The organism is Bradyrhizobium sp. P3_C3 (assembly GCF_056402655.1).
This window is the reverse complement of record NZ_JBFUGY010000034.1, coordinates 73,787-98,468: the sequence shown is the minus strand read 5'-3', so window position 1 is coordinate 98,468 and position 24,682 is coordinate 73,787. Positions and strand designations below refer to the sequence as shown.

The 24,682-nt window shown below is 65.0% G+C and carries 25 protein-coding genes; 11 read left to right on the top strand and 14 right to left on the bottom strand.

Going from position 1 to position 24,682, the window contains the following annotated elements:
* Positions 1-344: 344 nt before the first annotated feature.
* Positions 345-1,574 carry an ABC transporter substrate-binding protein gene (locus tag AC1DW2_RS31675; RefSeq protein ID WP_477007920.1) on the bottom strand — a complete coding sequence of 410 codons (1,230 nt, stop codon included), beginning with the start codon at positions 1,572-1,574 and terminating at the stop codon, positions 345-347.
* 115 nt (positions 1,575-1,689) lie between these two features.
* Positions 1,690-2,616 (bottom strand): class I SAM-dependent DNA methyltransferase, encoded by a 927-nt coding sequence (locus AC1DW2_RS31670; RefSeq protein WP_477007919.1) that lies wholly within the window; start codon positions 2,614-2,616, stop codon positions 1,690-1,692.
* 67 nt (positions 2,617-2,683) lie between these two features.
* On the opposite strand from AC1DW2_RS31670, the gene AC1DW2_RS31665 reads away from it, so the two are divergent.
* The 5 genes from AC1DW2_RS31665 to AC1DW2_RS31645 all read left to right on the top strand — a co-directional run bounded on the left by AC1DW2_RS31665 (position 2,684) and on the right by AC1DW2_RS31645 (position 8,084).
* A complete protein-coding gene (locus AC1DW2_RS31665; protein ID WP_477007924.1) occupies positions 2,684-3,721 on the top strand; it encodes a ligase-associated DNA damage response exonuclease in 1,038 nt (345 codons plus the stop codon).
* Positions 3,718-5,622 (top strand): ATP-dependent DNA ligase, encoded by a 1,905-nt coding sequence (locus tag AC1DW2_RS31660; protein ID WP_477007918.1) that lies wholly within the window; start codon positions 3,718-3,720, stop codon positions 5,620-5,622. Before AC1DW2_RS31665 ends, AC1DW2_RS31660 begins: the two co-directional genes overlap by 4 nt.
* A 73-nt stretch (positions 5,623-5,695) precedes the next feature.
* A complete protein-coding gene (locus AC1DW2_RS31655) occupies positions 5,696-6,001 on the top strand; it encodes a DUF6460 domain-containing protein (RefSeq protein WP_014491345.1) in 306 nt (101 codons plus the stop codon).
* Positions 6,002-6,022: 21 nt separating this feature from the next.
* Complete coding sequence (locus AC1DW2_RS31650; protein WP_477007917.1) at positions 6,023-6,757, top strand: MBL fold metallo-hydrolase; 735 nt, start codon at positions 6,023-6,025, stop codon at positions 6,755-6,757.
* A gap of 1 nt (position 6,758) precedes the next feature.
* Entirely contained in the window at positions 6,759-8,084 is a 1,326-nt protein-coding gene (locus AC1DW2_RS31645; protein ID WP_477007916.1) for an MATE family efflux transporter, read from the top strand.
* A 99-nt stretch (positions 8,085-8,183) separates the two neighbouring features.
* On the opposite strand, the gene AC1DW2_RS31640 is transcribed toward AC1DW2_RS31645, so the two are convergent.
* On the bottom strand, positions 8,184-9,281 hold the full coding sequence (locus AC1DW2_RS31640) for a quinone-dependent dihydroorotate dehydrogenase (protein WP_063979852.1): 1,098 nt from the start codon (positions 9,279-9,281) through the stop codon (positions 8,184-8,186).
* Complete coding sequence (locus AC1DW2_RS31635; RefSeq protein ID WP_477007915.1) at positions 9,278-9,622, bottom strand: DUF952 domain-containing protein; 345 nt, start codon at positions 9,620-9,622, stop codon at positions 9,278-9,280. Before AC1DW2_RS31635 ends, AC1DW2_RS31640 begins: the two co-directional genes overlap by 4 nt.
* A gap of 293 nt (positions 9,623-9,915) precedes the next feature.
* Here AC1DW2_RS31635 and AC1DW2_RS31630 point away from each other — a divergent pair, with 293 nt between their 5' ends.
* Complete coding sequence (locus AC1DW2_RS31630; protein ID WP_071909156.1) at positions 9,916-10,569, top strand: S24 family peptidase; 654 nt, start codon at positions 9,916-9,918, stop codon at positions 10,567-10,569.
* Positions 10,570-10,694: 125 nt separating this feature from the next.
* Positions 10,695-11,447: a carbonic anhydrase gene (locus tag AC1DW2_RS31625; RefSeq protein WP_477007914.1), complete on the top strand. Its 753-nt coding sequence runs from the start codon at positions 10,695-10,697 to the stop codon at positions 11,445-11,447.
* A 62-nt stretch (positions 11,448-11,509) separates the two neighbouring features.
* Here AC1DW2_RS31625 and AC1DW2_RS31620 read toward each other — a convergent pair whose 3' ends face one another.
* The 5 genes from AC1DW2_RS31620 to AC1DW2_RS31600 all read right to left on the bottom strand — a co-directional run bounded on the left by AC1DW2_RS31620 (position 11,510) and on the right by AC1DW2_RS31600 (position 15,861).
* Positions 11,510-13,153, bottom strand: a complete 1,644-nt coding sequence (locus tag AC1DW2_RS31620; protein WP_477007913.1) for a lysine--tRNA ligase — start codon at positions 13,151-13,153, stop codon at positions 11,510-11,512.
* A gap of 159 nt (positions 13,154-13,312) precedes the next feature.
* Positions 13,313-14,248: a transporter substrate-binding domain-containing protein gene (locus tag AC1DW2_RS31615; protein ID WP_166105357.1), complete on the bottom strand. Its 936-nt coding sequence runs from the start codon at positions 14,246-14,248 to the stop codon at positions 13,313-13,315.
* A gap of 161 nt (positions 14,249-14,409) precedes the next feature.
* Complete coding sequence (locus tag AC1DW2_RS31610; RefSeq protein WP_441497232.1) at positions 14,410-15,000, bottom strand: SCO family protein; 591 nt, start codon at positions 14,998-15,000, stop codon at positions 14,410-14,412.
* 24 nt (positions 15,001-15,024) lie between these two features.
* Positions 15,025-15,219 carry a hypothetical protein gene (locus AC1DW2_RS31605; RefSeq protein WP_477007912.1) on the bottom strand — a complete coding sequence of 65 codons (195 nt, stop codon included), beginning with the start codon at positions 15,217-15,219 and terminating at the stop codon, positions 15,025-15,027.
* Between the two features lie 120 nt (positions 15,220-15,339).
* A complete protein-coding gene (locus tag AC1DW2_RS31600) occupies positions 15,340-15,861 on the bottom strand; it encodes a Clp protease/crotonase-like domain-containing protein (protein WP_085399635.1) in 522 nt (173 codons plus the stop codon).
* Between the two features lie 250 nt (positions 15,862-16,111).
* On the opposite strand from AC1DW2_RS31600, the gene AC1DW2_RS31595 reads away from it, so the two are divergent.
* From AC1DW2_RS31595 to AC1DW2_RS31580, 4 genes are all read left to right on the top strand, one after another.
* Positions 16,112-17,770, top strand: coding sequence for an FAD-binding dehydrogenase (locus tag AC1DW2_RS31595; protein ID WP_477007911.1), 1,659 nt, complete (start codon positions 16,112-16,114; stop codon positions 17,768-17,770).
* Between the two features lie 3 nt (positions 17,771-17,773).
* Entirely contained in the window at positions 17,774-18,691 is a 918-nt protein-coding gene (locus tag AC1DW2_RS31590; RefSeq protein WP_094183948.1) for a CE1 family esterase, read from the top strand.
* 117 nt (positions 18,692-18,808) lie between these two features.
* A complete protein-coding gene (locus AC1DW2_RS31585; RefSeq protein ID WP_014491332.1) occupies positions 18,809-19,159 on the top strand; it encodes a RidA family protein in 351 nt (116 codons plus the stop codon).
* Positions 19,160-19,313: 154 nt separating this feature from the next.
* Positions 19,314-19,679, top strand: coding sequence for a nuclear transport factor 2 family protein (locus tag AC1DW2_RS31580; RefSeq protein ID WP_477007910.1), 366 nt, complete (start codon positions 19,314-19,316; stop codon positions 19,677-19,679).
* 191 nt (positions 19,680-19,870) lie between these two features.
* Here the strand turns inward: AC1DW2_RS31580 and AC1DW2_RS31575 are convergent, their stop codons facing one another.
* The 5 genes from AC1DW2_RS31575 to AC1DW2_RS31555 form a co-directional block, all read right to left on the bottom strand.
* Positions 19,871-20,719, bottom strand: coding sequence for an amidohydrolase family protein (locus AC1DW2_RS31575; protein ID WP_477007909.1), 849 nt, complete (start codon positions 20,717-20,719; stop codon positions 19,871-19,873).
* A gap of 4 nt (positions 20,720-20,723) precedes the next feature.
* Entirely contained in the window at positions 20,724-21,701 is a 978-nt protein-coding gene (locus tag AC1DW2_RS31570; protein WP_477007908.1) for an aldo/keto reductase, read from the bottom strand.
* A gap of 106 nt (positions 21,702-21,807) precedes the next feature.
* Complete coding sequence (locus tag AC1DW2_RS31565; protein ID WP_063985925.1) at positions 21,808-22,740, bottom strand: sugar-binding protein; 933 nt, start codon at positions 22,738-22,740, stop codon at positions 21,808-21,810.
* A gap of 94 nt (positions 22,741-22,834) precedes the next feature.
* On the bottom strand, positions 22,835-23,917 hold the full coding sequence (locus tag AC1DW2_RS31560) for an ABC transporter permease (RefSeq protein ID WP_085399632.1): 1,083 nt from the start codon (positions 23,915-23,917) through the stop codon (positions 22,835-22,837).
* Positions 23,917-24,675, bottom strand: a complete 759-nt coding sequence (locus AC1DW2_RS31555; protein WP_477007907.1) for an ATP-binding cassette domain-containing protein — start codon at positions 24,673-24,675, stop codon at positions 23,917-23,919. The genes AC1DW2_RS31560 and AC1DW2_RS31555 overlap by 1 nt, the downstream gene beginning before the upstream one ends.
* Between the last annotated feature and the right edge of the window lie 7 nt (positions 24,676-24,682).

Below are 24,682 nucleotides of genomic sequence, written 5' to 3'. Positions count from 1 at the left end.
CTGCAACGTCAAGACGGTCCTTCGATACGTCGATACCAACCGCGATGATATCCATGGTCACCCTTCCTTGCCTAATCGGGCTTCGCACTTTGCGGCCCAGGCGACTGTTCGGGTTCAATGGACTAACGGACGGGGCACCTCTCTCACCCACGGCCTGCAACGACCTGGGGGTTTGCGGGCTCCCGTCCGTCACCGCAACGTCTACAATAGCAGACCTGCGGCGCTTCGACTTACAAGGGGTATCTCTCCGCGCGTCATTCTCTTTCGCGTACGTGGAGAAAGACCCCTCATCCGGCGCTTCGCGCCACCTTCTCCCGCAAGGGGAGAAGGAAGAAAGCGCGTTCCTACTCCGACATCGGCTTGTCGGAGATGTCCCAGTCCTTGCCGCTGAAGGTGGAGATGAAGAGCGTCTTCATCGGCGTGTAGTCCTCGGGCGTGTAGCTGTAGGTGACGCCGTCGAGGAAATAGGGCGAGTGGAAGCCTGCTAGCGTGGAGGCCTGCTTCAGCACGTTGGCGCGGGTGAGATCGTCGCCGCAGCGGCGCAGGATCTCGCCCATGGTGACGGCCTGGCCGTAGCCGGCAAAGGCGATGGTGTTGTCTTGATCGATCGCCGGCGTGTACTTCTTGCGCAGCTCCTCGAACGCCATCACGTCGGGGTCCTTCTCCCATTTGGGCAGGCCGACTTCCTTGTTGTATCGGATGGCGACAATGCCGGTGGCATTCTCCAGGCCCGCGGCATTGAGGATCGAGCGGCCGGTCGAGCCCGCCGACAACAGCTGCAGCGGCTTCCAGCCGAGCTCGGCCACTTTGCGGATCGACTGCGACGACGCCTTGCCGGTGGAAATGTTGTAGAAGACGTCGGCGCCCGATTTCGAGAGATTGATGAGCTGGGAATCGACGGTCGGATCGGTCAGATCGTAGGTCTGCTCCATGATCACCTGCGCGGTGCCCCCGGCATCCGCCAGCACCTTCTTGAACGGACCGAGGAAGTCACGGCCGAAATCGTCGTTCTGGTAGAGAATGCCGACCTTGGCATTCGGCTTCACGCTGAGGACGTGCCGCGCCAGGATGCGCGCTTCGGTCGGATAGAGCGGCAGGCCCGCCATCGTCCATTTGAACTCTTTTGGATTGTTCCACTTGGACGCGCCGGTGTTGAGCAGCAGTTGCGGCACGCCCTYGGAATTGAGATATTTGTGCACGGAGGTCTGCGGCGCGGTGCCGAGCGAGCCGTAGAGCGCGAGCACTTCCTCCTGCTCGACCAGACGCCGCGTCGCCTCGACGCATTTCGGCGCGCTGTAGGCGTCGTCCATGGTGAGGAACTTGACCTTGCGTCCGTTGATGCCGCCCTTCTCGTTCAGCATCTGGAAATAGGCCTCGCCAATGCGCCCCAACACCCCATAGAGCGAGCCGGGACCGGAATGCGGCACGGTCTGTCCGATCTTGATCTCGGTGTCGCTGGCGCCCGCATCGTATTTCTTCTCCGCGGCCCAGACATACGGCGCAGGCAAGGTGGATGCAGCGACGGTGGCGAGCGCGCCGGCGCTGAAATCGCGCCGCGTTGGATTTTTGGTCATTTTTGTTTCTCCCTAGCGCCCGCATTGTGCTGGCATCGCAGCGCGGGTCGCAAGTGGGAAGTCGCAGCTCAGCGACGCAATGACGCTTAAATCGCGGGGTTTTTAGCGCCTAAACTCAAGTTTTCTCGGCGACGACGACGAGGCCGCGCACCGGCTCGTTGTTCTCGATGCGTGGCGATGCCGGCTCCAATGTCAGCAGCTTGAGCCCGGCCTTCGCCATCGCGCCACGCACATATTCCGCCGAATGGGCATAGCGCAGGCCTTCGCCGAGCACGATGCCGCTGCCGTCATGCGTCTCCAGCGTGAAAGCGAGCACGCCGCCGGATACGAGCACGCGCTGCGCTTCCGTGAGCACCGGCGCGAGATCGGAGAGATATACGAACGCATCCGCAGCGACGACGAGGTTCGCGCTCGCATCGCCCTTGGTGCGCAGGCCTTCGATCATGTCGGCGACCTCGAGCTCGGCATAGAGTTCGGTGGCGCGCGCCTCCTTGATCATGCCGGGCGACAGATCGATGCCGATGAAATGATCGACCTGTTTGGCGAAGGCAGCGGCGGCAAGCCCGGTGCCGCAGCCGAGATCGATGGTGCGCTTGAAGAGGGCCGGCTTCCTGGCGGCGACGCGCGCGGCCACCACCGCCTTGAAGATCAGCGACGGTGCGCGATAGTCGAGATCGTTGATCAGCGTGTGCTCGAAGCGCGGCGCATATTGATCGAACAGGGCCTGCACATAGGCCTTGGGCATCTCGGACAATTGCTCGTCGCCGAGCCGTATCAGATGCAAATGGGCGCCGTGCTGATCCTCGGGATCGGACTCGCGTGCTTTGCGAAATGCTGCGATGGCCTTGTCACGCTCGCCGAGCTGCTGGCGGATCTCGCCGAGCGTGAACCAGGCCGAGGTGAAGTCAGGCGCGAGCTCGATCGCCTGCTCGATGAGGTCGGCGGCAGCGGGCAGATCGCCCTTGAGCTGGAGGTCGCGCGCGAATTCGAAACGGCGGTCGGCCATGAGATCGCCGGAGGAGTGGAACAGGCGCAGGGGCATTGGAGGAACCGGGGCGGGAAACGGAGGGATGACTCGAAGATGCGGGGTCGCAACCTATATATCAGGCATGCGTCCGCAAGACATCCTGCTGCCAACTGCTGACGGCCTGTGCTGCAAGCCGGGCAACTTCCACATCGACCCTGTCCGCCCTGTCGAGCGGGCCGTGATCACCCACGGCCATTCCGACCATGCCCGCGCCGGCCATGGCGCCGTGCTGGCGACGCAGGAAACGCTGGACATGATGCGGCTGCGCTATGGCGAGAACTTTGCCGGCTCGACGCAAGCGATCCGCTATGGCGAGGAGATCCGGCTCGGCGACGTCCGTGTGACGTTTCACCCGGCCGGTCATGTGCTGGGCTCGGCGCAGATCGCCGTCACCTGCAAGGACACCTGCATCGTCGCCTCCGGCGACTACAAGGATGCGCCAGACCCGACCTGCACGCGGTTCGAATTCGTGCCCTGCGACGTCTTCATCACTGAAGCCACCTTTGGCCTGCCGGTGTTTCGCCATGGCGACGCCGCCGACGAGGTGAAGAAGCTGCTGGCCTCCGTTGCGTTGTTTCCCGAGCGCGCGCATCTCGTCGGCGCCTATTCGCTCGGCAAGGCGCAGCGCGTGATCGCGCTGTTGCGACAGGCCGGCTATGACGCACCGATCTACCTGCATGGCGCGATGGAGAAGATCACCGAGTACTATCAGAGCCGAGGGATCAATCTCGGCGAGCTCAAGCCGGTGCTGGGCGTCAAGAAGGCGGCGCTCGCCGGCACCATCACGCTGGCGCCGCCGTCGGCCGCCTCGGACCTCTGGACGCGGCGCTTTCCCGACCCCGTCACCGCCTTTGCCTCGGGGTGGATGCGGGTGCGTGCCCGCGCACGGCAGCGCGGCATCGAGCTGCCGCTGGTGATCTCCGATCATGCCGATTGGGATGGCCTCACCAAGACCATCGCCGCGACCGGCGCCGGCGAGATCTGGGTGACGCACGGCCAGGAAGATGCGCTGGTGCATTGGTGCAAGTCGCAAGGTCTTCGCGCGCAGCCGCTCGATCTCGTCGGCTATGGCGAGGAGGAGGAGAGCGAGACGCCGCTTCAAGATGAGGCCGAAGCATGAACCGCTTCGCCGAACTGCTGGATCGCCTCGCCTACGAGCCCGGCCGCAACAACAAGCTGCGGTTGATCACCGGCTATTTCCGCGAGGTCGGCGATCCCGACCGCGGCTACGCCCTGGCCGCGCTGACCGGCGCGCTGAGCTTCAAGCATGCCAAGCCGGCGCTGATCCGCGATCTGATCGCGGCGCGCACGGATGAGGTGCTGTTCGGGTTGAGTTACGACTATGTCGGCGATCTCTCGGAGACGGTGGCGCTGATGTGGCCGCGGCGGGTGCCTGGCAATGGGGAATCTTTTCCGGGCCCCCCCTCTCCCCAACCCTCCCCCGCAAGGGGGGAGGGAGCGCAGCGGAGCGTGCGGCCAACAGTGAGCATCACGACTGACAGTGATTCAGCGAGTGATGGACGTACCACTCTCTCCGTTCCCTCCCCCCTTGCGGAGGAGGGGCAGGGAGAGGGGTACCGCGGGCGGGATGCTCGTGAGTCCACACATCCAAGCAACCACAACAACCCGCCGCCCCCAACCCTCACGGACGTCGTCACCACTCTGCGCACGCTCGGCAAGACCGAGCTGCCAAAGCAGCTCGAACGCTGGCTCGACGAGCTCGACGAGACCGGGCGCTGGGCGCTCTTGAAGCTCGTCACCGGTGCGCTGCGCATCGGCATTTCCGCGCGCCTCGCCAAGACTGCAGCCGCAGCGCTCGGCGACAAGGACCCGCATGAGGTCGAGCTGATCTGGCCGGGGCTCAGCCCTCCCTATCTCGACCTGTTCGCCTGGCTCGAAGGCCGCGGCGAAAAGCCGGTCAATCGCGATCCCGCGCCGTTCCGGCCGGTGATGCTCGCGCACGCGATCGAGGACACGGATTTCGCCGCGCTTGATCCCGCCGACTACATCGCCGAATGGAAATGGGACGGCATCCGCGTGCAGGCGGTGGCTGGCCGCGATGAGCGCGGGCAGATCACGGCGCGGCTCTATTCGCGCACCGGCGAGGACATCACGGGGAGCTTTCCGGATCTCGTGCCGTCGCTGCGGCTCGCAGGCGCAATCGACGGCGAGCTTCTGATCCTGCGCGAAGGCCGCGTGCAGAGCTTCAACGTTCTGCAACAGCGCCTCAACCGCAAGGTCGTTTCGCCGAAGCTGATCAAGGAATTTCCGATCCATTTGCGCGCCTATGATCTGCTCGGCGACGACGCGAACGATCTGCGCGAGCTACCTTTCGCGGAGCGGCGCGAACGGCTGGAGACGTTCATCGGCAAGCTCGACGATCCCCGCATTGACCTGTCGCCCACCGTGCCTTTCGCAAGCTGGCAGGCGCTGACCGCGGCGCGCGCCGATCCCGCGAGTGCCGGCGCGGGTGCGGATGCTGATGCCGTCGAAGGCGTCATGCTGAAGCGGCGCGATGCGCCTTACCTGCCGGGGCGGCCAAAAGGCCAGTGGTGGAAGTGGAAGCGCGATCCGCACATCATCGACGCCGTGCTGATGTATGCGCAGCGCGGCCACGGCAAGCGCTCGTCCTACTACTCCGACTACACCTTCGGCGTCTGGGCCGAGGGCGAAGCCGGCGACGAGCTGGTGCCGGTCGGAAAAGCCTATTTCGGCTTCACCGACGAGGAGCTCTTGCAGATCGACCGTTTCGTCCGCCGCAACACCACCGAGAAATTCGGCCCCGTGCGCCACGTCGTGCACGAGCGCGACAAGGGGCTGGTGCTGGAGGTGGCGTTCGAGGGGCTGCAGCGTTCCCCGCGGCACAAATCCGGCGTCGCCATGCGCTTTCCCCGCATCAGCCGGCTGCGCTGGGACAAGCCGCCGCGCGAGGCTGACCGGCTGGAAACGCTGGAAAAGATGCTGAAGGCTGACGAATCCCTACCAACAATTAAGGTTGCAGCGTCCGCCGACAGCCATTGACGAGGGAATGCGGGTTCCCCATGTGCCCCGCCGTGACCTATAATGGGGTCGAATCCCCGCGAGGAGTTTTGAGATGGTCCAAGACGTCAGAGATTTGCCGGCCGGCCGCAGCGATGGGCTGAACCGCTTTCTCGGCGGCTCGCCGCTGGCGGTCGCGTTTCGCCTGGTCCTGCTCTCGATCCTGGTCGGCGTCGTGCTCGCCGCGATCGGCTTCGATCCCTGGAACATCATCTACAGCATCCGCTTGCTGTTCCAGCGGCTCTGGGATCTCGGCTTCGACGCGGTGAACTGGCTGTGGCGCTACTTCCTGCTCGGCGCCGTCATCGTGATTCCGATCTGGCTGCTGTCGCGCGTATTCGGCGCGCCGCGCAACAGGTAAGGATTTGGGAGCCCGCAGCCGATGCAGTTACGCTTTGTCGGCTGCGGCGACGCCTTCGGCTCGGGCGGCAGGCTCAATACCTGCTTCCACGTCTCAGGGCGCGCGGCCAACTTCCTGATCGATTGCGGCGCGTCGGCTCTGCCGGCGCTGAAGCGACTCGAAATCGACCGTGATGAGATCGACCTGATCCTGATCACGCATTTCCACGGCGACCATTTTGCCGGGCTCCCCTTCGTCCTGCTCGATGCGCAATTCTCGCGGCGGACCCGGCCGCTGACCATCGCGGGCCCGCAAGGCCTCGAGACGCGGCTCGGCCAAGTGATGGAGGCGCTGTTCGAGCACTCCTCGAAGACCAAGCAGCGCTTCGAGCTGAACCTCATCGAACTCGCGCCCGGGCGAAGCCAAACCTTTGGCGGGGTGAATGTGACGCCCTACCCGGTCGTGCACGGCGAATCCGGCGGGCCGCATCTGGCCTACCGCGTCGAGGTTGAAGGCCGCACGCTCGCCTACAGCGCCGATACCGAATGGACGGAGGCGCTCATTCCGCTGGCGCATGGCGCGGACCTTTTCATTGCGGAAGCCTATATGTACGAGAAGGTGGTCAAGAACCATCTCAGCCTGAAGACCTTGGAACAGCACCTCCCCGCCATCGGCGCCAAGCGGCTTGTCCTCACCCATATGAGCGACGACGTGTTGTCGCGCCTGGACGACGTACCGCATCTCGCCGCCGAAGACGGCATGGTGGTCGTGTTCTGACATGCACGCGCCCGTTCATCCCAGGATCGGCTCTCGCCAGGTCTTCACCATCGCCGGTCCCGCGATGGTCGCGAACCTCACCACGCCGCTGATCGGCGTAGTCTCGACCACCGCGATCGGGCGGCTCGACGATGCCGCGCTGCTTGGCGGTGTCGCGATGGCCTCCGTCATCTTCGACTGCCTTTTCTGGCTGTTCGGCTTCCTGCGCATGAGCACACTCGCCTTCACGGCGCAGGCGATGGGCGCGGGCGAAACGCGCGAGCAGACCGTGATCCTGGTGCGCGGCTTCATCGTCGCGGGCCTGATCGGCGCCGCGCTGATCGTGCTGCAACTGCCGCTGGCCGCCGGGCTGTTCGACCTGATGGGCGGCAGCGAAGGCGTCACGCGCGCGGCAAAGACCTATTTCATGATCCGGATCTGGTCGTCGCCGTTCGCCTTCGCCAACTACGTCATTCTCGGTTGGCTGGTGGGACAGGCGCGCGCCAATCCGGCGCTGCTGCTGCAGGTCGTCATCAACCTCATCAACATGGCGGCGACGATCTTGCTGGTGCTGGTCTACGACACCGGCATCGCGGGCGCGGCGATCGCAGCACTGCTCTCGGAGACGATTGGCTTCGTGCTCGGCGTGATCGTCTGCCGGCGCTATGCGGATGGCGGCTTTGCGGTGCCCCTTGCCACGCTGCTCGACCGGGCAAAACTGATGCGGCTGCTGGCGGTGAACTCCGACATCATGATCCGCACCGCGGCGCTGATCGCCGTGTTCCTGTTCTTCACCGCCAAGGGCGCGCGCGCCGGTGACGTCACGCTGGCGGCGAATTCCGTGCTGAACAATTTCCTGCTGGTCAGCGCCTTCTTCCTCGACGGTCTTGCGAACGCAGCCCAGCAGCTCTGCGGCCGCACGTTCGGCGCGCGCGATGCCAGGGGCTTTGCGGACTCGACCCGGCTGGTGCTGCTGTGGGGCCTCGGCTTCGCACTGGTCGTCGCGGTGTTGTTCGCGCTGTTCGGGCCGAACCTGATCAATGTCATGACAGCGAGCGAGGACGTCCGCCGCGCCGCGCGCGAATTCCTGCCGTTCATCGTGCTTGCGCCGATCCCCGGCGTGTTCGCCTTCGGCTTCGACGGCATCTATGTCGGCGCGACCTGGGCGCGCGAGATGCGCAATCTGATGCTGTTATCGTTCACGATCTTTATCGGCGCCTGGTGGGCGCTGCAATCGTTCGGCAATGCCGGGCTGTGGAGCGCGCTGATCGCCTTCTACGTCGCCCGCGGCGGATTGCAGGGCGCGCGCTATCCGGCGCTGTATCGGGTGACGTTTCCGAAATCGTAGATTCGTAGCCCGGATGGAGCGCAGCGAAATCCGGGGTCTTCGTGCTCGCGGAAAGATTCCCGGATTGCGCTGCGCTCCATCCGGGCTACTGGACGGTGGCTACATCCCCGGCCAGTCTTCCGCCGTGAGTGTCGCCGCGTCGGCGCCGACGATTTCGGACAGCGAATCCCGCCCTGTCCGCAGCAGCGTCGAGGTGAGATCGCGCTTGATCTCGTCGACGAGGCCGAGGCCCTTGTAGACCAGCGACGAATAGAGCTGGATCAGGCTCGCGCCGGCGCGGATCTTCGTCAGCGCGGCGCCGCCGGAATCCACGCCGCCGACGCCGATCAAGGGGAACGCGCCCTCGACGCGCACATAGGTCTCCGCGACCATGCGCGTCGACAGGCGGAACAGCGGCCGGCCGGACAGACCACCCTGCTCCTTGGCGCGCATTTCCTCGCGCAGCGTGCTCGGCCGCGCGATCGTCGTGTTCGCCACGATCATGCCGTCGACCCGGCGCGAGCGCGCCACCTGCACGACGTCGTCGAGCTGGGCGAGGCTCAAATCAGGCGCGATCTTGAGCAGCACCGGCGTGTCGCCGGCCTTCTGGCGCACCCGCTCGCGCGCGTCGATCACCCTGGCGAGGAGATCGTCCAGCAGCGCACCTTCCTGCAAATTGCGCAGACCCGGCGTGTTCGGCGAGGAGACGTTGACGGTGAAATAGCTCGCGACCGGCGCAAAAGTCTCGATCAGCTTGACGTAATCGCCAACGCGATCCGGCGAATCCTTGTTGGCACCGACATTGACCCCGACGATGCCGCCGTGCTGCGCGCGCGCCGCGAGCCTGCGCAGCGCGACTTCCGCGCCGTCATTGTTGAAGCCCATGCGGTTGATCACGGCCTCGTCGCGCTCCAGGCGAAACAGCCGCGGCCGCGGATTGCCGCTTTGCGGCTTCGGCGTCACCGAACCGATCTCGACGAAGCCGAAGCCGAGCCGCAGCAACGCATCCGGCACCTCGGCGCTCTTGTCGAAGCCCGCGGCCATGCCGATCGGATTGGGGAAGTTGAGCCCGAAGGCACGCACGGCGAGCTTGGGATCGTCAGGCCGCGGCTTGACCGGCGGCAGGAAGCGCAGGCCCTGGATCGCGAGGCGATGCGCATCCTCCGGATCGAGCCAGCGCAGCACCGGCAGCGAAAAGGCGTCGAAGGCGCGGATCACGGGATAAGCTCCGGAACGTCGTGGCCGCCATCGGAACGCATGTTGAGGTTCATCACCGACAGCACCGCGCCGAAATCGAGCTCGCCATAGAGGTGCGGAAACAGCTCCTCATTGCGCGAGCGCTCCCAGCGCAATTCGCCGCCGAGCGCGTCGCCGTCGACCTCGACCAGGAACAGCGCGCGCTGCCCGAAATAGTGCTTGCGCAAGGTCTCGGGAACCTGGGGCGCGGTCGAGAAATGGATGAAACCGTCGCGCGAATCGTCCGCGCTGCCCCGGTAGACACCCTGCCGTTCCGCCTCGCGCCAGGCCGAGGCCGGACAGATTTTGTAGATCTTGACCACCGCTCACGCAGCCCTGTTTGCTCTTTGAGTCTTTTGGGTTTTTTCGTCTCGTGCGGGTCCTCAAAACCCGGGCGCGACCGTAATGGCCGCCCCCTCCGAACTCAAGGCTTAGAGCCATTCCCGCTCCGATGAAATCGGAACGGGGCTTCAAATTCATGTTTTGACGCGTTTTCTTGACGCGAACCGGTATCCGCTTCGCTTGAAAATGCTTCTCCCGCCACCCCTTGCGCGAAAAACGGAAAACCGGTTGATTTGAGGACAGTTTTCCTGAGTTGCGACGGGCTGGACCTTCCATGGTCAGACAGGCCAAAGCGCAGAGGATACTGACTCACGACCAGATCTGGGGAGCGCTGGATCGGCTGGCGGAGCGTGCCGGCCTGTCGCCGTCCGGCCTCGCCAAGCGGGCCGGGCTCGATCCCACCACCTTCAACAAGTCAAAGCGCGTCACCCCCGACGGGCGCGAGCGCTGGCCATCCACCGAATCGATCGCGAAAGCGCTGGCGGCGGCCGGCTCCTCGATGGACACCTTTGCCGGGTTGACCGGTGACGACGCCAGCGACGGCCGCTCGGTGCCGCTGCTCGGCCTCGCGCTAGCCGGCGCGAGCGGCGCTTTCGACGAGTCCGGCTTTCCATCCGGCAAGGGCTGGACCGAACTTGCGCTTCCCACCGCCGAGGACAGTCGCGCCTTTGCGCTGGAGATTTCCGGCGATGCGCTTGCCCCGGCCTATCGCGACGGCGACGTCATCCTGATCTCGCCCCGCGCGCCGATCCGCAGAGGCGATCGCGTGGTGGTGAAGACCAAGGCGGGCGAGGTGACGGTCGCGACGCTGAAGCGCCGCACGGCAAAGGCACTGGAATTGCAGCCGCTCGATGCATCGCAGGCGGAGCATACGATGGCGCCGAGCGACGTCGGCTGGATCGCGCGAATCGTGTGGGCGAGCCAGTGATTGCGTCGTAACCGGACCATGACGCCGGCCGCGCCGCTTCTCGTCCCGGCGACCTTGCGACTCACCGCCCCTCTCGCATAGGTTGCGGCCGATTTTGCCGATCAAATTCATCGCAGGGGGATATTATGAATCGCCGTCACGCATTGAAGGCCCTGGCGGGTCTCGCGCTTTGTCCGCTGTGCAAGCCGGCCTTTGCCGCCGAAGGCACGCATTGGAGCTACGAGGGCGACGGCGGCCCGGCCAAATGGGGCGATCTCGACACAGCCAACAAGGCCTGCGCGGTCGGCCTGCAGCAATCGCCGATCGACATCGAGGGGACGATCAAGTCGCAATTGCCTGTTCTGAAGCTGAACTGGGGCAAGAGCGCCGACACCATCGTCAACAACGGGCACACGATCCAGCTCAACTTCGCCGAAGGCAGCACGCTCACGCTCGGCGACGTCAAATACAAGCTGCTCCAGGTGCACTTCCACCGGCCGAGCGAGCACATGATCGGCGGCAAGAACTTTCCGATGGAAGCGCACTTCGTGCATCGCAACGATGCCGGCGGGCTCGCCGTAGTCGGCGTGCTGATGGCGGAAGGCAAGCCGAACACGGCCTTCGGCAAGATCGTCAAGACCATGCCGGCGGCGGAAGGGCCCGCGGTGAAGGCCGACGCGGCGATCGATCCCCACGCCATGCTGCCGCACAGGCTGAGCTACTTCCGCTACTCCGGCTCGCTGACGACCCCGCCCTGTTCGGAGGTGGTCGAATGGTTGCTGCTGACCGACCCGATCCAGGTCTCGGCCACCGACGTCGCCGCGTTCGCAAAGCTCTATCCGATGAACGCGCGCCCGGTGCAGAAGGACAACCGGCGCTTCGTGCTGCGCTCGATCTGAGGCGCGCTTCAAATCTGTAGCCTGGATGAGCGTAGCGACATCCGGGCTACAGACGGCATCTACTACGCGCTCCGCGCCAGCGCGCCGTCGATCATGTTGACCGCGTTCTGCACGCCGTAGACCGCAACGAAGGAGCCGAAGCGCGGGCCCTTCTCCTGGCCGAGCAGCACCTGGTAGAGCATGTTGAACCAGTCGAGCGTCACGCCCGGACGGCCGTCCTTGCCCTTCTTGACCTGGTCGAGGAACGGCTCGCGGCGGCCGATCTCGTAGACGACGTTCTGGATGTCCTCGGCCGAGGATTCCTGCGGAAGCTGCGACAGCGCATCGCGCAGATCCTGCAACGCGGCGCGCTCAACCTCGGTCGGCTCGCGGAACTGCTTCGTCGGCGCCACGAAGTCACGATAATAGTTGATGGCATAGCCGACCATCGCATCGAGCTTCGGATGCGTCTGCGGGCTGACGCCGGGACGATAGCGACCGATGAAGCCCCACAGCGTCTCGGCATTCTCCGCATTCGACGACGACACCAGCGTCAAGAGGAGCTGGAACGTGACGGGCATGTCGCCCTTCGGCGGATGGCCGTTGTGGATGTGCCAGACCGGATTGCCGAGCTGCTGCTTGCCATCCTGCTTCGCAAAGCCGTCGATGAACTGCTGGTAGTCGTCGACATTGCGCGGGATGACATCGAAATACAGCCGCTTGGCCGCCTTCGGCTCGCGATACATGAACAGCGACAGCGATTCCGGCGAGGCGTAGCGCAGCCATTCGTCGATGGTGAGACCATTGCCCTTCGACTTCGAGATCTTCTGGCCCTTGTCGTCGAGGAAAAGCTCGTAGTTGAAGCCTTCGGGCGGCGTGGGGCCGAGCGCCCTGGCGATCGCGCCTGACAGCTTCACGGAGTCGATCAGGTCCTTGCCGGCCATCTCGTAGTCGACGCCGAGCGCGACCCAGCGCATTGCCCAGTCGGCCTTCCACTGGCACTTGACGTTGCCGCCCGTCACCGGCGTCTCGACTTCCTGGTTCGTGTCTGGATCGACATAGGTCACCGTGCCCGCCGCAACGTCGCGGCGGATCATCGGGACCTGAAGCACGACCCCCGTCGTCTTGCTGATCGGCAGGAACGGCGAATAGGTGGCGCGGCGATCGGGGCCGAGCGTTGGCAGGATGATCGCCATCACCTTGTCGTAGGCGGCGAGCATCTTCAGCAACGTCGCGTCGAAGCGGCCGGACGTGTAATAGTCGGTCGAGCTCGCGAACTCGTAGTCGAAGCCGAAATGATCGAGAAAGGCGCGCAGACGCGCGTTGTTATGGTGTCCGAACGACGGATACTCGTTGGAGAACGGATCGGGCACACGCGTCAGCGGCTTGCCGAGATGCGCGGCCAGCATCTCCTTGTTGGGGACGTTGTCGGGCACTTTCCGAAACCCGTCCATGTCGTCGGAGAAGGCGAGCAGGCGCGTCTTGATCTTGTCTTCGGTCAGCACGCGGAAGGCATGGCGCACCATCGAGGTGCGCGCGACCTCGCCGAACGTGCCGATATGCGGCAGGCCGGACGGGCCGTAACCGGTCTCGAACAGCACCTCGTCCTTCGGGCTTTTCTTCAGCCGCGCGACAATGGCCTTCGCCTGCTCGAACGGCCAGGCGTTGGATTGTTCGGCGAGCGCACGCAGGTCGCTCGGGTTCGCGGCAAGATCGATGACAGACATTCAGGGGCCTCCGGGCCGCGGAAAATAGCGATTTCCGGGCAGAATGCAAAAGTAGCAGCGCCTTTATCGTGGAATCGTAGGGTGGGCAAAGCGAAGCGTGCCCACCACTGCCAAAGACGGTGGGCACGGCGCTAGCGCGCCATTGCCCACCCTACGGCACTAAAACGGGCTCACCGAAAAATACCGCAGCCACAGATCGGTGTAGCGGCCTTTCTCCCAGACGCGGAACAGGGCCCAGTTCAGGGCCTGGCGCAGCACGTCGTTGCCCTTGCGGACGGCGATGCCGATGCCCTCGCCGAAGAAGCGGCTCTCGACGAAGGGACCGCCGGAGAAGGCGCAGCAATCGCCGGAATCCGTGCCGTTGATCCAGAACGCCAGCGAGATGGCGTCGCCGAAGATGAAGTCGACCTCGCCCTTGCGCAAGGCGGCGCGCATCGCGTCGTCGTTGGGATAGGGGTGCAGCTCGGCGTCGGTGAACATCGCCTTGAGATAGGCTTCGTGCGCGGAGCCGGCGATGACGCCGACTTTCTTGCCCTCGAGGTATTCGGGCCGGATCTCCGGCATCACCGCATCCTTGCGCGAGGCGAAGCGCGCCGGCACGCGGTAATAGGGATCGGTGAAATCGACGCGGACGCGGAGCTGCGGACTCACCGCCATCGAGGCGATGATGGCATCGCCCCGGTTGGAGGAGAGCGCGTCGACCAGGGTCTCGAAGCGGCGCATCTGCACCGTGCAGGTGACCTTGATCTCCTCGCACAGCGCGCGGGCGAGATCGACGTTGAAGCCGGCCGGATTGCCGTCGGCGCCGGTGTAGTTGAACGGCGGATAGTCGGTCTCGGTCAGGAAGCGGATCACGGTCAGGCGCGACAGGTCGGGCCGCTCCGGCCGCCGCCGCGGGTCCCAGAAGCCGGGCACAGCCTGGGGAGCGGCTTGAGGGGCGACCTGCGGCGTGGCCTGGGGTGCTGCCGGGGGCTGCTTGGCGGGCGCCTGCGCCTTTGCGGAGGGCATGCCTGCTAGCAGGCATGCCGCGACGGCCAACCCTGTCAGCAAGCCACGGGCAGATTTGGACGATTTCGCCTGTTGCGATGGAGCCATCGGCCGGAAATGAGCGAATTTCATTGGGATCGGAAGGCGTTATAGACCATCCCGCCGGGAACGCGAGCGCCGATTGCGGGATGGGTAAAGGTCTCTCAGCCGTCATGCCCGGGCTTGTCCCGGCCATGACGATGTGGAGAGGACTGCGCCCGAAAGGGCCCTCAGAGATACCGCTTCAAATCGGCCGCGGCCTCTTCCGGCGTTCGCTTCATGTTGAACGGCGATACGAACCGCCCGTCGCGGTCCATCAGGTAGATCAGCGCGGTGTGGTCCATGGTGTAGTCGCCGTCCTTGGTCGGGACCTTCTTGGCATAGACCCGGTAGGAGGTGATCACCTTGGCGGTCTCGGCGGGGTCGCCGCTGAGCCCTTCGAGGTGCGGGTCGAAGCTCGACAGATAGTCCTTCATCGTCGCCGGCGTATCGCGCTCGGGATCGACCGAGATGAAGACGGCATTGACCTTGTCGGCATCCTTGCCCATCGCGCGCAGCACTTCCGAGATCTCGAACAACGAGGTCGGGCAGACGTCGGGGCAATGGGTGTAGCCGAAGAAGATCAGGGTCGGCTTGCCCTTCAGGTTCTTGTCGGTGACGGCGTTGCCGTGCTGGTCGGTGAGCTGGAACGGGCCGCCGATCGCGGCCGGCTGCGCCACTTTGCTGACCCCGCCCATCGCCCAGAACACGATCAGCAGTCCGACGACGAGGCTTGCAGCGAAGGCGGTCGCGATCACCAGCGGACGGGCGGTGGAGCTCATGAGCGGAAAACTTCCTGTCGCAGGTCAGAAGCAGGCGGCAAAGCCGGTCCTGATCATTTCGAAGAACACCTGGCTGCCGTAGTGGAACCAGAGCGCCAGCGCGCCGAGCACGACCAGACCGCCGATCCCCGCGCCAGCCAACAGCAGCACGAACGGCAGCCGGCCGGCAGTGGGCGAATTGTCCTGTAGCGGTTGGGCCGGGTGCAGTGGTTGAGTCATGACAACGATCGGGGCGAAGGCCCCGGTTCCTTGCCATTCAAATAGGCGTTGGCCCGGGCCCGGGCAAGCGCCGCGGGTGCTCCAAGGAATACTTCCCGGAATCAGATCGCGCCGATGACGTCAGCGAAGCAGCTGGCCCCGAGCGGACTCCAGCTCTTCCGCTTGCGGGAGAGCCCGGCGCAGGGGTCGGTTGGTCGAGGCCTGCGCGTCGAGGTAGCAGGGCTTGTACATGGCCTGGAGCTGCTTGCCCCTCAGGAAGAGCATGTGCGGGGTGAGGCCGCCGCGCTGGTTGATCCAGCGCTTCACCTGCGAGGGATACATCGCATAGAGCATCTGGGTCGCTTCGGAGTTGGTCACCGCACGGCCGTTGGCGCCAAAATCCCAGGCGGCGTGGAAGCCGAGGGTCGCGTGCGAGGTCACACAGATGCGGTCGCGCGGAATGGCGCCGAGGACGATGGTGCAGGCCGAGGCACAGAGACCGTCGATGATGACGGTGTCGCCTGACTGCCGCAGATCCTGGTACCTATCGACGTAGGTTCCGATCCGGCCACCGCGGTCATCCGCAATCCGAACCACTGCGTGAGAAGCCCCCATGCCCGCGATCAGGAGAACCGCCGCGAGCAACCCCGTCAGAAACTTCATTGTCCCCCGCCCCAGTCGAATTCGAATCTGCGTGTCAGGTGGTGATGCGTTGCTAGCGTCCGTCGTAACCGTGGTTTTGTCTAGGCACGCCGGCTGGCTCAAAACAAATTCAAATCCAGTGTTGCGCCCGCGCTGCAGTCGGACGGCCCTAAGCCCAAAGCGGAACAAGTTAACGATGCCTTATGCGCCACACCCTTGATCTCAGCTGCAACCGCTGGCTTCAATCCCGGGTAACTACAGGGGGGAACCTATGGCTGAAGAGACAGACGTCATCGTCGTCGGCGCAGGACTATCGGGACTGGTAGCCGCGACCGAAATTGCCGACGCCGGCAAGCGCGTGATCGTGGTCGACCAGGAGGGCGAGCAGTCGCTCGGCGGCCAGGCATTCTGGTCGTTCGGCGGCTTGTTCCTGGTCAATTCGCCGGAGCAGCGCCGGCTCGGCATCAAGGACTCCTTCGACCTCGCCATGCAGGACTGGATCGGCACCGCCGGCTTCGACCGCGACGAGGATTTCTGGCCGCGCCAGTGGGCCGAGGCCTATGTGGCGTTTGCGGCGGGCGAGAAACGCGACTGGCTGCGCGCGATGGGGCACCGCATCTTCCCGGTGGTCGGCTGGGCCGAGCGCGGCGGCTATGACGCGATGGGCCACGGCAATTCGGTGCCGCGTTTCCACGTCACCTGGGGAACCGGCCCCGGCATCGTCGAGCCGTTCGAGCGCCGCGCGCGCGAGGCCATGAAGAGCGGCCGGCTGACCTTCAGGTTCCGCCATCGCGTCGATGCGCTCTCCATCACCAACGGCACGGTGGACGGCATCAGCGGCGCCGTGCTCGCCCCTGACAATGTCGAGCGTGGCAAGAGCTCGTCGCGCAACGTGGTCGGCGAGTTCGCGCTGAAGGCGCAGGCCGTGATCGTGGCGTCCGGCGGCATCGGCGGCAATCACGAGCTGGTGCGGCAGAACTGGCCGAAGCGGCTTGGCGAGCCGCCGAAGTTCATGATCTCCGGCGTGCCGGAGCATGTCGACGGCCGCATGATCGGCATCACCGAGAAATCGGGCGCGCGGCTGATCAACCGCGACCGCATGTGGCATTATGTCGAAGGCATCCAGAACTGGAATCCGATCTGGCCGCGCCACGGCATCCGCATCCTGCCCGGCCCGTCCTCGATGTGGTTCGACGCAACAGGCACGCGGCTGCCGGCGCCGTTGTTTCCCGGCTCCGACACGCTCGGCCAGCTCCAGTACATCATGTCCACCGGCTATGATTATTCCTGGTTCATCCTGACCCAGAGCATCATCAAGAAGGAATTTGCGCTGTCGGGCTCGGAGCAGAATCCTGATCTGACCGGCAAGAGCTGGCGGATGACCCTGCGCCGCGCCACCAACAAGGGCGCGCCAGCGCCGGTGGAGGCATTCAAAAGCCATGGTGTCGACTTCATCGTACGCGACAAGATCGAGGATCTCGTCGCGGCCATGAACAAGCTCGCCGGCAGCGACCTCCTCAAGCTCGAGCACGTCAGGATGCAAATCGAGGCGCGCGACCGCGAGATCGCCAATCCCTACGTCAAGGATGCGCAGGTGATGAACATCCACAATGCGCGGCGCTATATCGGCGACAAGCTGATCCGCACCGCCTCTCCGCACCGCATCCTCGATCCCGCGCAGGGACCGCTGATCGCGGTCAAGCTCAACATCCTCACCCGCAAGACGCTCGGCGGCTTCGAGACCGATCTCGACTCGCGCGTGTTCGGCAGCGAGGGCAGCGTCATTCCCGGCCTCTATGCGGTCGGCGAAGCCGCAGGCTTCGGCGGCGGCGGCGTGCACGGCTATCGCTCGCTGGAAGGCACCTTCCTCGGCGGCTGCCTGTTCTCGGGCCGCAATGCCGGCCGCGCCGCGGCGAAGGCCGTGGGCTAGATCATGCGGAGGTGGATGCAGATCGGGGCGCTTCTTGCGGCATTGGCCGCGGCCTCGGCCGCATCCGCCGATACGATCGACGTCAACGGCGTGAAGCGATCCTACACCGCGCAACTGCCGGCGAAGCGGCTGGTGCCGCTCGTGGTCGTGCTGCACGGCAAGACCCAGCGTGGCGCCGACATGGTCGCGCGAACGGCGTGGCCACAGGTCGCGAAGCGTGAAGGTTTTGCCGTGGTCTTTCCTGATGGCCTCAACCATGCCTGGGCCGATGCGCGGACCAAGGCTGGACCAGCGCTGCGTGGCCCGCCCGAGGGCACCGACGACGTCGCCTTCATCGCAAAGCTGGTCGAGACGCTGGTGACGAACGGCACGGCGGACCCGAAGCGTGTCTATGTCGCCGGCATCTCCAATGGCGGCGCCATGGCGATGACGCTGGTTTGCGCGCGCGCCGATCTGTTTGCTGCGGGCGCGAGCGTGATCATGAATCTCACGGATGAGGCCGCAGTCACCTGCCATCCATCGCGGCCGCTGCCGATGCTGCTCATCAACGGCACCGCCGACCCGTTGGTCCCCTACGAGGGAGGACGGGGATCGAGCTATTATGCCGCAGACGGGTTCTGGTCCACCGAAGAGACGCTGGCTTTCTGGCGCAAGCTCAATGGCTGCGAGACCGACGATGCCGAGGTGACCGATTTGCCCGAGAAGGCGCCCGCGGACCAGTCCACGGTCACACGGATCTCCTCACGCTGTCCCAAAGGGCACGACGTCGTGCTCTATCGCATCAACCATGGCGGCCACCGCATGCCCGGCTTCGCTCCGGATGCCCGCTTCCCGAAGGTTGCAACCAGCCTGCTCGGGCCACAGAACCGCGACATCGACGGTGCCGAGACGATCTGGTCGTTCTTCAGTCAGTTTCCGTGAACGGCGCATGCATCAGCGGGCCACGCATGCGTGCCCGGCAACGCATGCGTGCCTGGGGTGGCAGAGCTGGGGGCGCTGGGTTAGACAGGGCCGCCATTCCCACCAGGAGATCCCCCAATGAGCATTCAGCGTTTCGAAACCGGCCCGCGCATGAGCCAGGTCGTCGTGCACGGCAACACCGTCTATCTCGCCGGCGTCGTCGCCAACAAGGCCGCCGGTGAAAGCGTCACGAAGCAGACCCAGGACATCCTGGCGACCATCGACAGCCATCTCGCCAAGGCCGGCACCGACAAGTCGAAGCTGCTCTCGGCCACGATCTACATCACCGACATGAAGACCTTTGCCGAGATGAACGCGGTGTGGGACGCCTGGGTCTCGCCCGGCAACACCCCGGCTCGCGCCACCGTCGAGGCCAAGCTCGCGGCTGCTCAGTACACCGTCGAGATCATGGTCACCGCGGCGAAGTAAGTTCACGCTGAAATTGTTGCGAACGTCCGAAGCGCGATGAGAGCATCATCGCGCTTCTTTTCTGCGTACGCATGACCTCCGAGGTAATCGATCTGCGCGTGCGAACCTTCGATAGTCGAGACAGCCGAACACGGCGCCATCGAAGGAGAGCACCATGACCGACCCCGTCACCGTCGCCCGCCGCTACATCGAGCTCTGGAACGAGCGCGCCGCAGGCCGCCGTCGCGAACTGCTCAGCGAGAACTGGACGGCGGATGCGAGCTATGTCGATCCCTTGATGAAGAGCGACGGCCGGGACGGCATCGACGCGCTGATCGCGGGCGTGCAGCAGCGCTTTCCCGACTTCAAGTTCACGCTGATCGGCGAGCCCAACGGCTACGGCGAACACGTCCGCTTCTCATGGGGCCTCGGTCCCGACGGTGTCGACAGCCCGATCAAGGGCACCGACTTCGCCGTGCTGAAGGACGGCCGCATCAGGAGCATCACGGGATTTCTGGACCAGGTGCCCGCGGGCGCGTGAGGGCGTTGCCCGTTGCTGTGCCCTCTCCCCTTGCGGGAGAGGGCAACTCCGCTCGTAGACAGAGGCTCACTGGGTGAGGGGTATCTCTCCGCGAGTGAATCTCTCAAATTCGAGTTTGCTGAAATAACCCCTCATCCGGCGCTTCGCGCCACCTTCTCCCACAAGGGGAGAAGGGGCAACGAGTTCGCGGCTTACGCAATCGACAACCGATACGCAGCCTTCGCATTCGCCCCGAACGCCTTCTCGCGCACTTGAGAACCCAGCTTCGCCAGGCACGCTTCCAGCGCCCCCTTGATCTCGCCATAACTCCCGGCAAGCAGACACACCGGCCAGTCCGAGCCGAAGATCAGGCGATCCTCGCCAAAACATGTTGCGGCATGTTCGACGAACGGAAACAGCCGCTCGGCATCCCAGTCACTCCACACCGCTTCTGTCGCAAGGCCCGAAATCTTGCACCAGACATTGCCGCAGGCCGCGAGAGCCGCGATGCGATCGGCCCATTCGGCGCTTCCGCCATCGGCGATCAGCGGTTTTGCGGCGTGGTCAAGCACGAAACGCGCTTGCGGAAAGGCCTGCGCAGTTGCGATCGCGGCAGGCAATTCGCGGGTGCGGACGAGAAAATCGTAGGCGAGATCGCGGGCGAACGTTGCGGTGAGGCCACGTTGAACGTCCTCGCGCAGCAGCCAGTCCGGATCAGCCTCGTCATGCACCTGGTGACGAATGCCGACCAGCCTGTCGCCGCCGGGCGAAGCCCGCAGGCGGTCAAGCGTGTCGCCAAGCGCACCGTCCGTCAGGTCGGCCCAGCCGACGACGCCAATCACCGAGGGCGTCGTATGCGCGATCCGCAAGAATTCCTCGGTCTCCTCCAGCGCGGAGCGGCACTGCACCAATATGCTCGCGTCGATGCCGTTTGCTTTCAACAGCGGCGCGAGATCGGCGGGGCCGAAGGCGCGGCGGATCGATGCCAATTCCGGCGCATCCATCCAGGGATAGTCGGCGCGCGAAGGATCCCAAAAATGCTGATGGCCGTCGATGATCATGCCCTCACGCTCCGCCCGGCAACGGCGCGCGTGCGTCGACGAGTTTGCGCGCACGCAGCTCCTGCCAGAAGGCTTGTGGCACCGCCTTCTCCGACATCGCGATGTTGTCGGAAACCTCCGCGGCGTTGCGCGCGCCCAGCACGGCAATTGTGACCGCCGGATGGGCCATGCAGAACTGGAGCGCGGCGGCCTTCAGCTCGGTCCCGTGCTTGCGGCAGAGCTCGTCGAGCTCGAGCGCACGCGCGATCAGCGCGGCGTCGGCGTCCTGATAGTTGAACTTCGCGCCAGGATGCGGATTGGCCAGAATGCCGCTGTTGTAGATACCGCCGAGCAGGATGCCGATGTTCTTCTCGCGGCAGACCGGAAGCAGCGCATCCAGCGCGCCCTGGTCGAGCAGCGTGTAGCGGCCGGCGAGCAGGAAGCAGTCGACCGGAACGGCCTGGGCAAAACGGACCAACATTTCCGACTGGTTCATGCCGGCACCGATCGCCTTGACCGTGCCGTCGGCGCGCAGGCGCTGGAGCGCGCGAAAGGCGCCGGCCACGGCGTCGTCATAGTGATCGTCGGGATCATGCACGAGCAGGACATCGATCCGGTCGAGCCCAAGGCGCGTCAGGCTCTCCTCCACCGAACGCATCACGCCATCATAGGAGAAGTCGAACACCGGCCGCTCGCGCGACGTGCCCTTGTAGTGCGCGTCCTCGGCGGCCGCGCCATCAGGCGCGCGCAGCAGACGACCGACCTTGGTCGAGATGACGTAGGAGTCGCGCGGCTGCTGCCGCAGGAAAGCGCCGAGCCGCCGTTCGGCGAGGCCAAAACCGTAGAGCGGCGCGGTGTCGTAGAAGCGGATGCCGGCCGACCAGGCGCGCTCGATCGTGGCGAGCGCATCGGTATCGCTGACGGCGGTGAACAATCCGCCGAGCGGGGCCGAACCGAGACCGATTGAGGTGACGTCAAGGGAGCCGAGCCGCGACCGTTTCATTCCCATTGCCTTCCAAAAGTCTTCCTTCCAACCGTCCAATCATCTCTCCCGCTTGCGGAAACCGCAAGCGGGAGAGGCTCGCAGGAGCACGGGGCTGGCGACGCTGCTACTTCAACATCTGCGCAACGTTGTCCTTGGTCACGAGATCGAGGCCGGTATAGACGATCTCGGGTACCTTCTCGCCCTTCTTGATGGCGAGCAGCGTATCCATCGCCTTCTCGCCCATCTCGAACGGACGCTGGCCGACCAGCGCATTGGCGTAACCGTCGCGCAGCAGTTCAAGCTGCATCTTCAGCGTATCGGCGACGACCAGCGTGAACTTGCCGGAGTCGATGTCCTTCTTGTTCCTGGAGGCGAAGGCCTTGAAGCCTTCGGGGGCGAACATCGGCCAGCCACCGATGGGAACGATCGAGGCGAGGTCGGGCGTGGCGGTGCGCATGTCCGTCATCTGCTGGACCGCCAGCGCCGGATCGTCGTTGCAGAAGGTCGGCGAGCCCGCGACCTCGGTCCATTTCGAGCCCTTCAGCGCCTCGCGGACGCCGTCGACGCGCTCGGCGAGATTCTTGGCGCCCGGACCGCCTGAGACCATCGCGTATTTGCCGCCATCGGGCCGCAGCTTCAAGAGCTCCTTGCCGAGCGCGACGCCGAACTCCTTGTTGTTGGTGCCGATATAGGCGATCCGCTTGGAGCCAGGCGCATCGGCATCGAAGGTGATGACGGGGATGCCGGCCGCGGTCGCCGCCTCGATCGACTTAGTCATGGCCGCAACGTCGGCGACCGAGATGGCGAGGCCGTCGACCTTCTGGGTGACGAAGTCCTGGATGATCTGCGCCTGCGTCGCCGGCTCATGCTCCACCGGCCCCTTGTAGATGCACTCGATGTTACCGAGCTCCTTGGCACGCTTCAGGCAGCCGTCGCGCGCGAAGTCGAAGAACGGATTGTTCATCGCCTTGGGCACGATCACGAAACGGTAGTTCGCGGCAAACGCCGGCGTCGCCATCATCGCGACCGCGATGCCGGCAAGAAGAAGTTTCCTCATTGTTTCCTCCACCCTTCTCTGGCGCCCATCCTCTCAAGATCGTCCGGGGAGCGGACAGGCGACATTTTCGTTGCCCTCCCGGAACGACGTCAGTTCAGATCATCCGCGAGCGGATGCGATCGACCAGCACCGCCAGGATGATGATCACGCCAACCAGCGTCTGCTGCCAGTAGGAGCTGACCTGTGCCAGCACGAGGCCGTTGCGGATCACTTCCAGCAGCACGCAGCCGACGATGGCCCCTAACGGACCGCCGATGCCGCCGGCGAGGTTGGCACCGCCGATGACGGCCGCTGCGATCACGTTGAGCTCGTAGGACGTCGCCATGTTGGCGGGCGCCGATCCGAGCCAGCCGGAGATGATGATGCCTTGCAGCCCTGCGGCAAGCGCGCAGATCACATAGACCTCGATCTTCACCCGCACGACCGGTATGCCCGTGAGCTCGGCGGCCTTCTCATTGCCCCCGAGCGCGAACACGTGGCGGCCGAACGAGCTGTGGTGCAGGACCACGGCCATCGCCAGCGCGAGGACCACGAGGTAGATGAAGGGCACCGGCACGCCGAGCACGTCGCCCGAGGTGAGCGCGTAGAAGTAATCAGCGTCCGGCCCGCCCGGAAAGCTGCCGCGGCCGTTGGAGACGACGTAGCCGAGCCCACGCACGATCGAGAGCATGCCAAGCGTGGTGACGAAGGGCGACAGGCCGAGCACGGCGATACAGAAGCCGTTGACGAGGCCCGCGATCAGCGCGACGCCGAGCCCCGCGAGGATCGAGATCAGCAGGATCAGACCCGGCACGTTGGCCAGCACGGTCTTGCCGTCAGCGGCCATATGCACGAACAGCGAGCCTGCGGGCGAGCCAGGCGCCGACAGCTCGGTCATGACCATCGAGGTGATCATGGCGGAGAAGCACATCATCGAGCCGACCGACAGATCGATGCCGCCGGTGATGATCACGAAGGTAACGCCGAGGGTGGCGATGGCGATGAAGGAGAAATTCTTCGCCACGTTCTGCATGTTGCCTTCGGTGAAGAAATAGGGGCTGGCGAAATGCATCACCACCAGCAGCATCGCCAGCGCGAGCAGGACATAGCCGGTCTGGGAGGCGAAGATGCCGCGCTGCCACCATCTGATCCGGCCGACATTGGTGAAGCTGATCGGAGATTCCAAGGGCATGGCCATCACGCCGCCTCCTTCGCGCCGGTGATCAGGGCGGTGACTTCCTCGGGCGACGTCTGGTGGATCGGCTTGTCGGCCCGCTTCTCGCCGCGACGCATGACGACCACGCGGTCGCACACCGCGAACACGTCGGGCATGCGGTGCGAGATCAGCATGACGGCGACGCCCTGCTCCTTCAGCCGGTGGATTAGGCCGAGCACCTGCTCGACCTGGCGTACCGAAATCGCGGCGGTCGGCTCGTCCATCATGACCAGCCGCGCGTTGGAGAGGCGCGTCCGCGCGATCGCAACCGCCTGGCGCTGGCCGCCAGACATCTGCTTGACGAGATCGTCGGGGCGCGTCTCCGAGCGCAATTCGCCGAACAGTTCCAGCGCACGCACCGCCATCGCCTTGTGGTCGAGCAATGCGAGCGGGCCGAACCTGCGCTTCAGCTCGCGGCCGAGGAAAACGTTGGCAGCAGCCGTCAGATTGTCGGCAAGCGCGAGATCCTGGTAGACGACCTCGATGCCGACGCCGCGGGCATCGACGGGCCGGTTGAAATGGACCGCGTTGCCGGCAAAGCGGATCTCACCATGGCTGGGACGGAAATTGCCGGCGATGATCTTGACCAGCGTGGACTTGCCSGCGCCRTTGTCGCCCAWCAGGCCGACGACCTCGCCGGGCTGGACCTGCAGGTCGACGCCATGCAGCGCGCGGATTGCGCCGAACTCCTTGCCGATGCCGGTCAGCTCGAGGACCGGTGTCGCTTCAGCCTTTGTCATCAGCGGC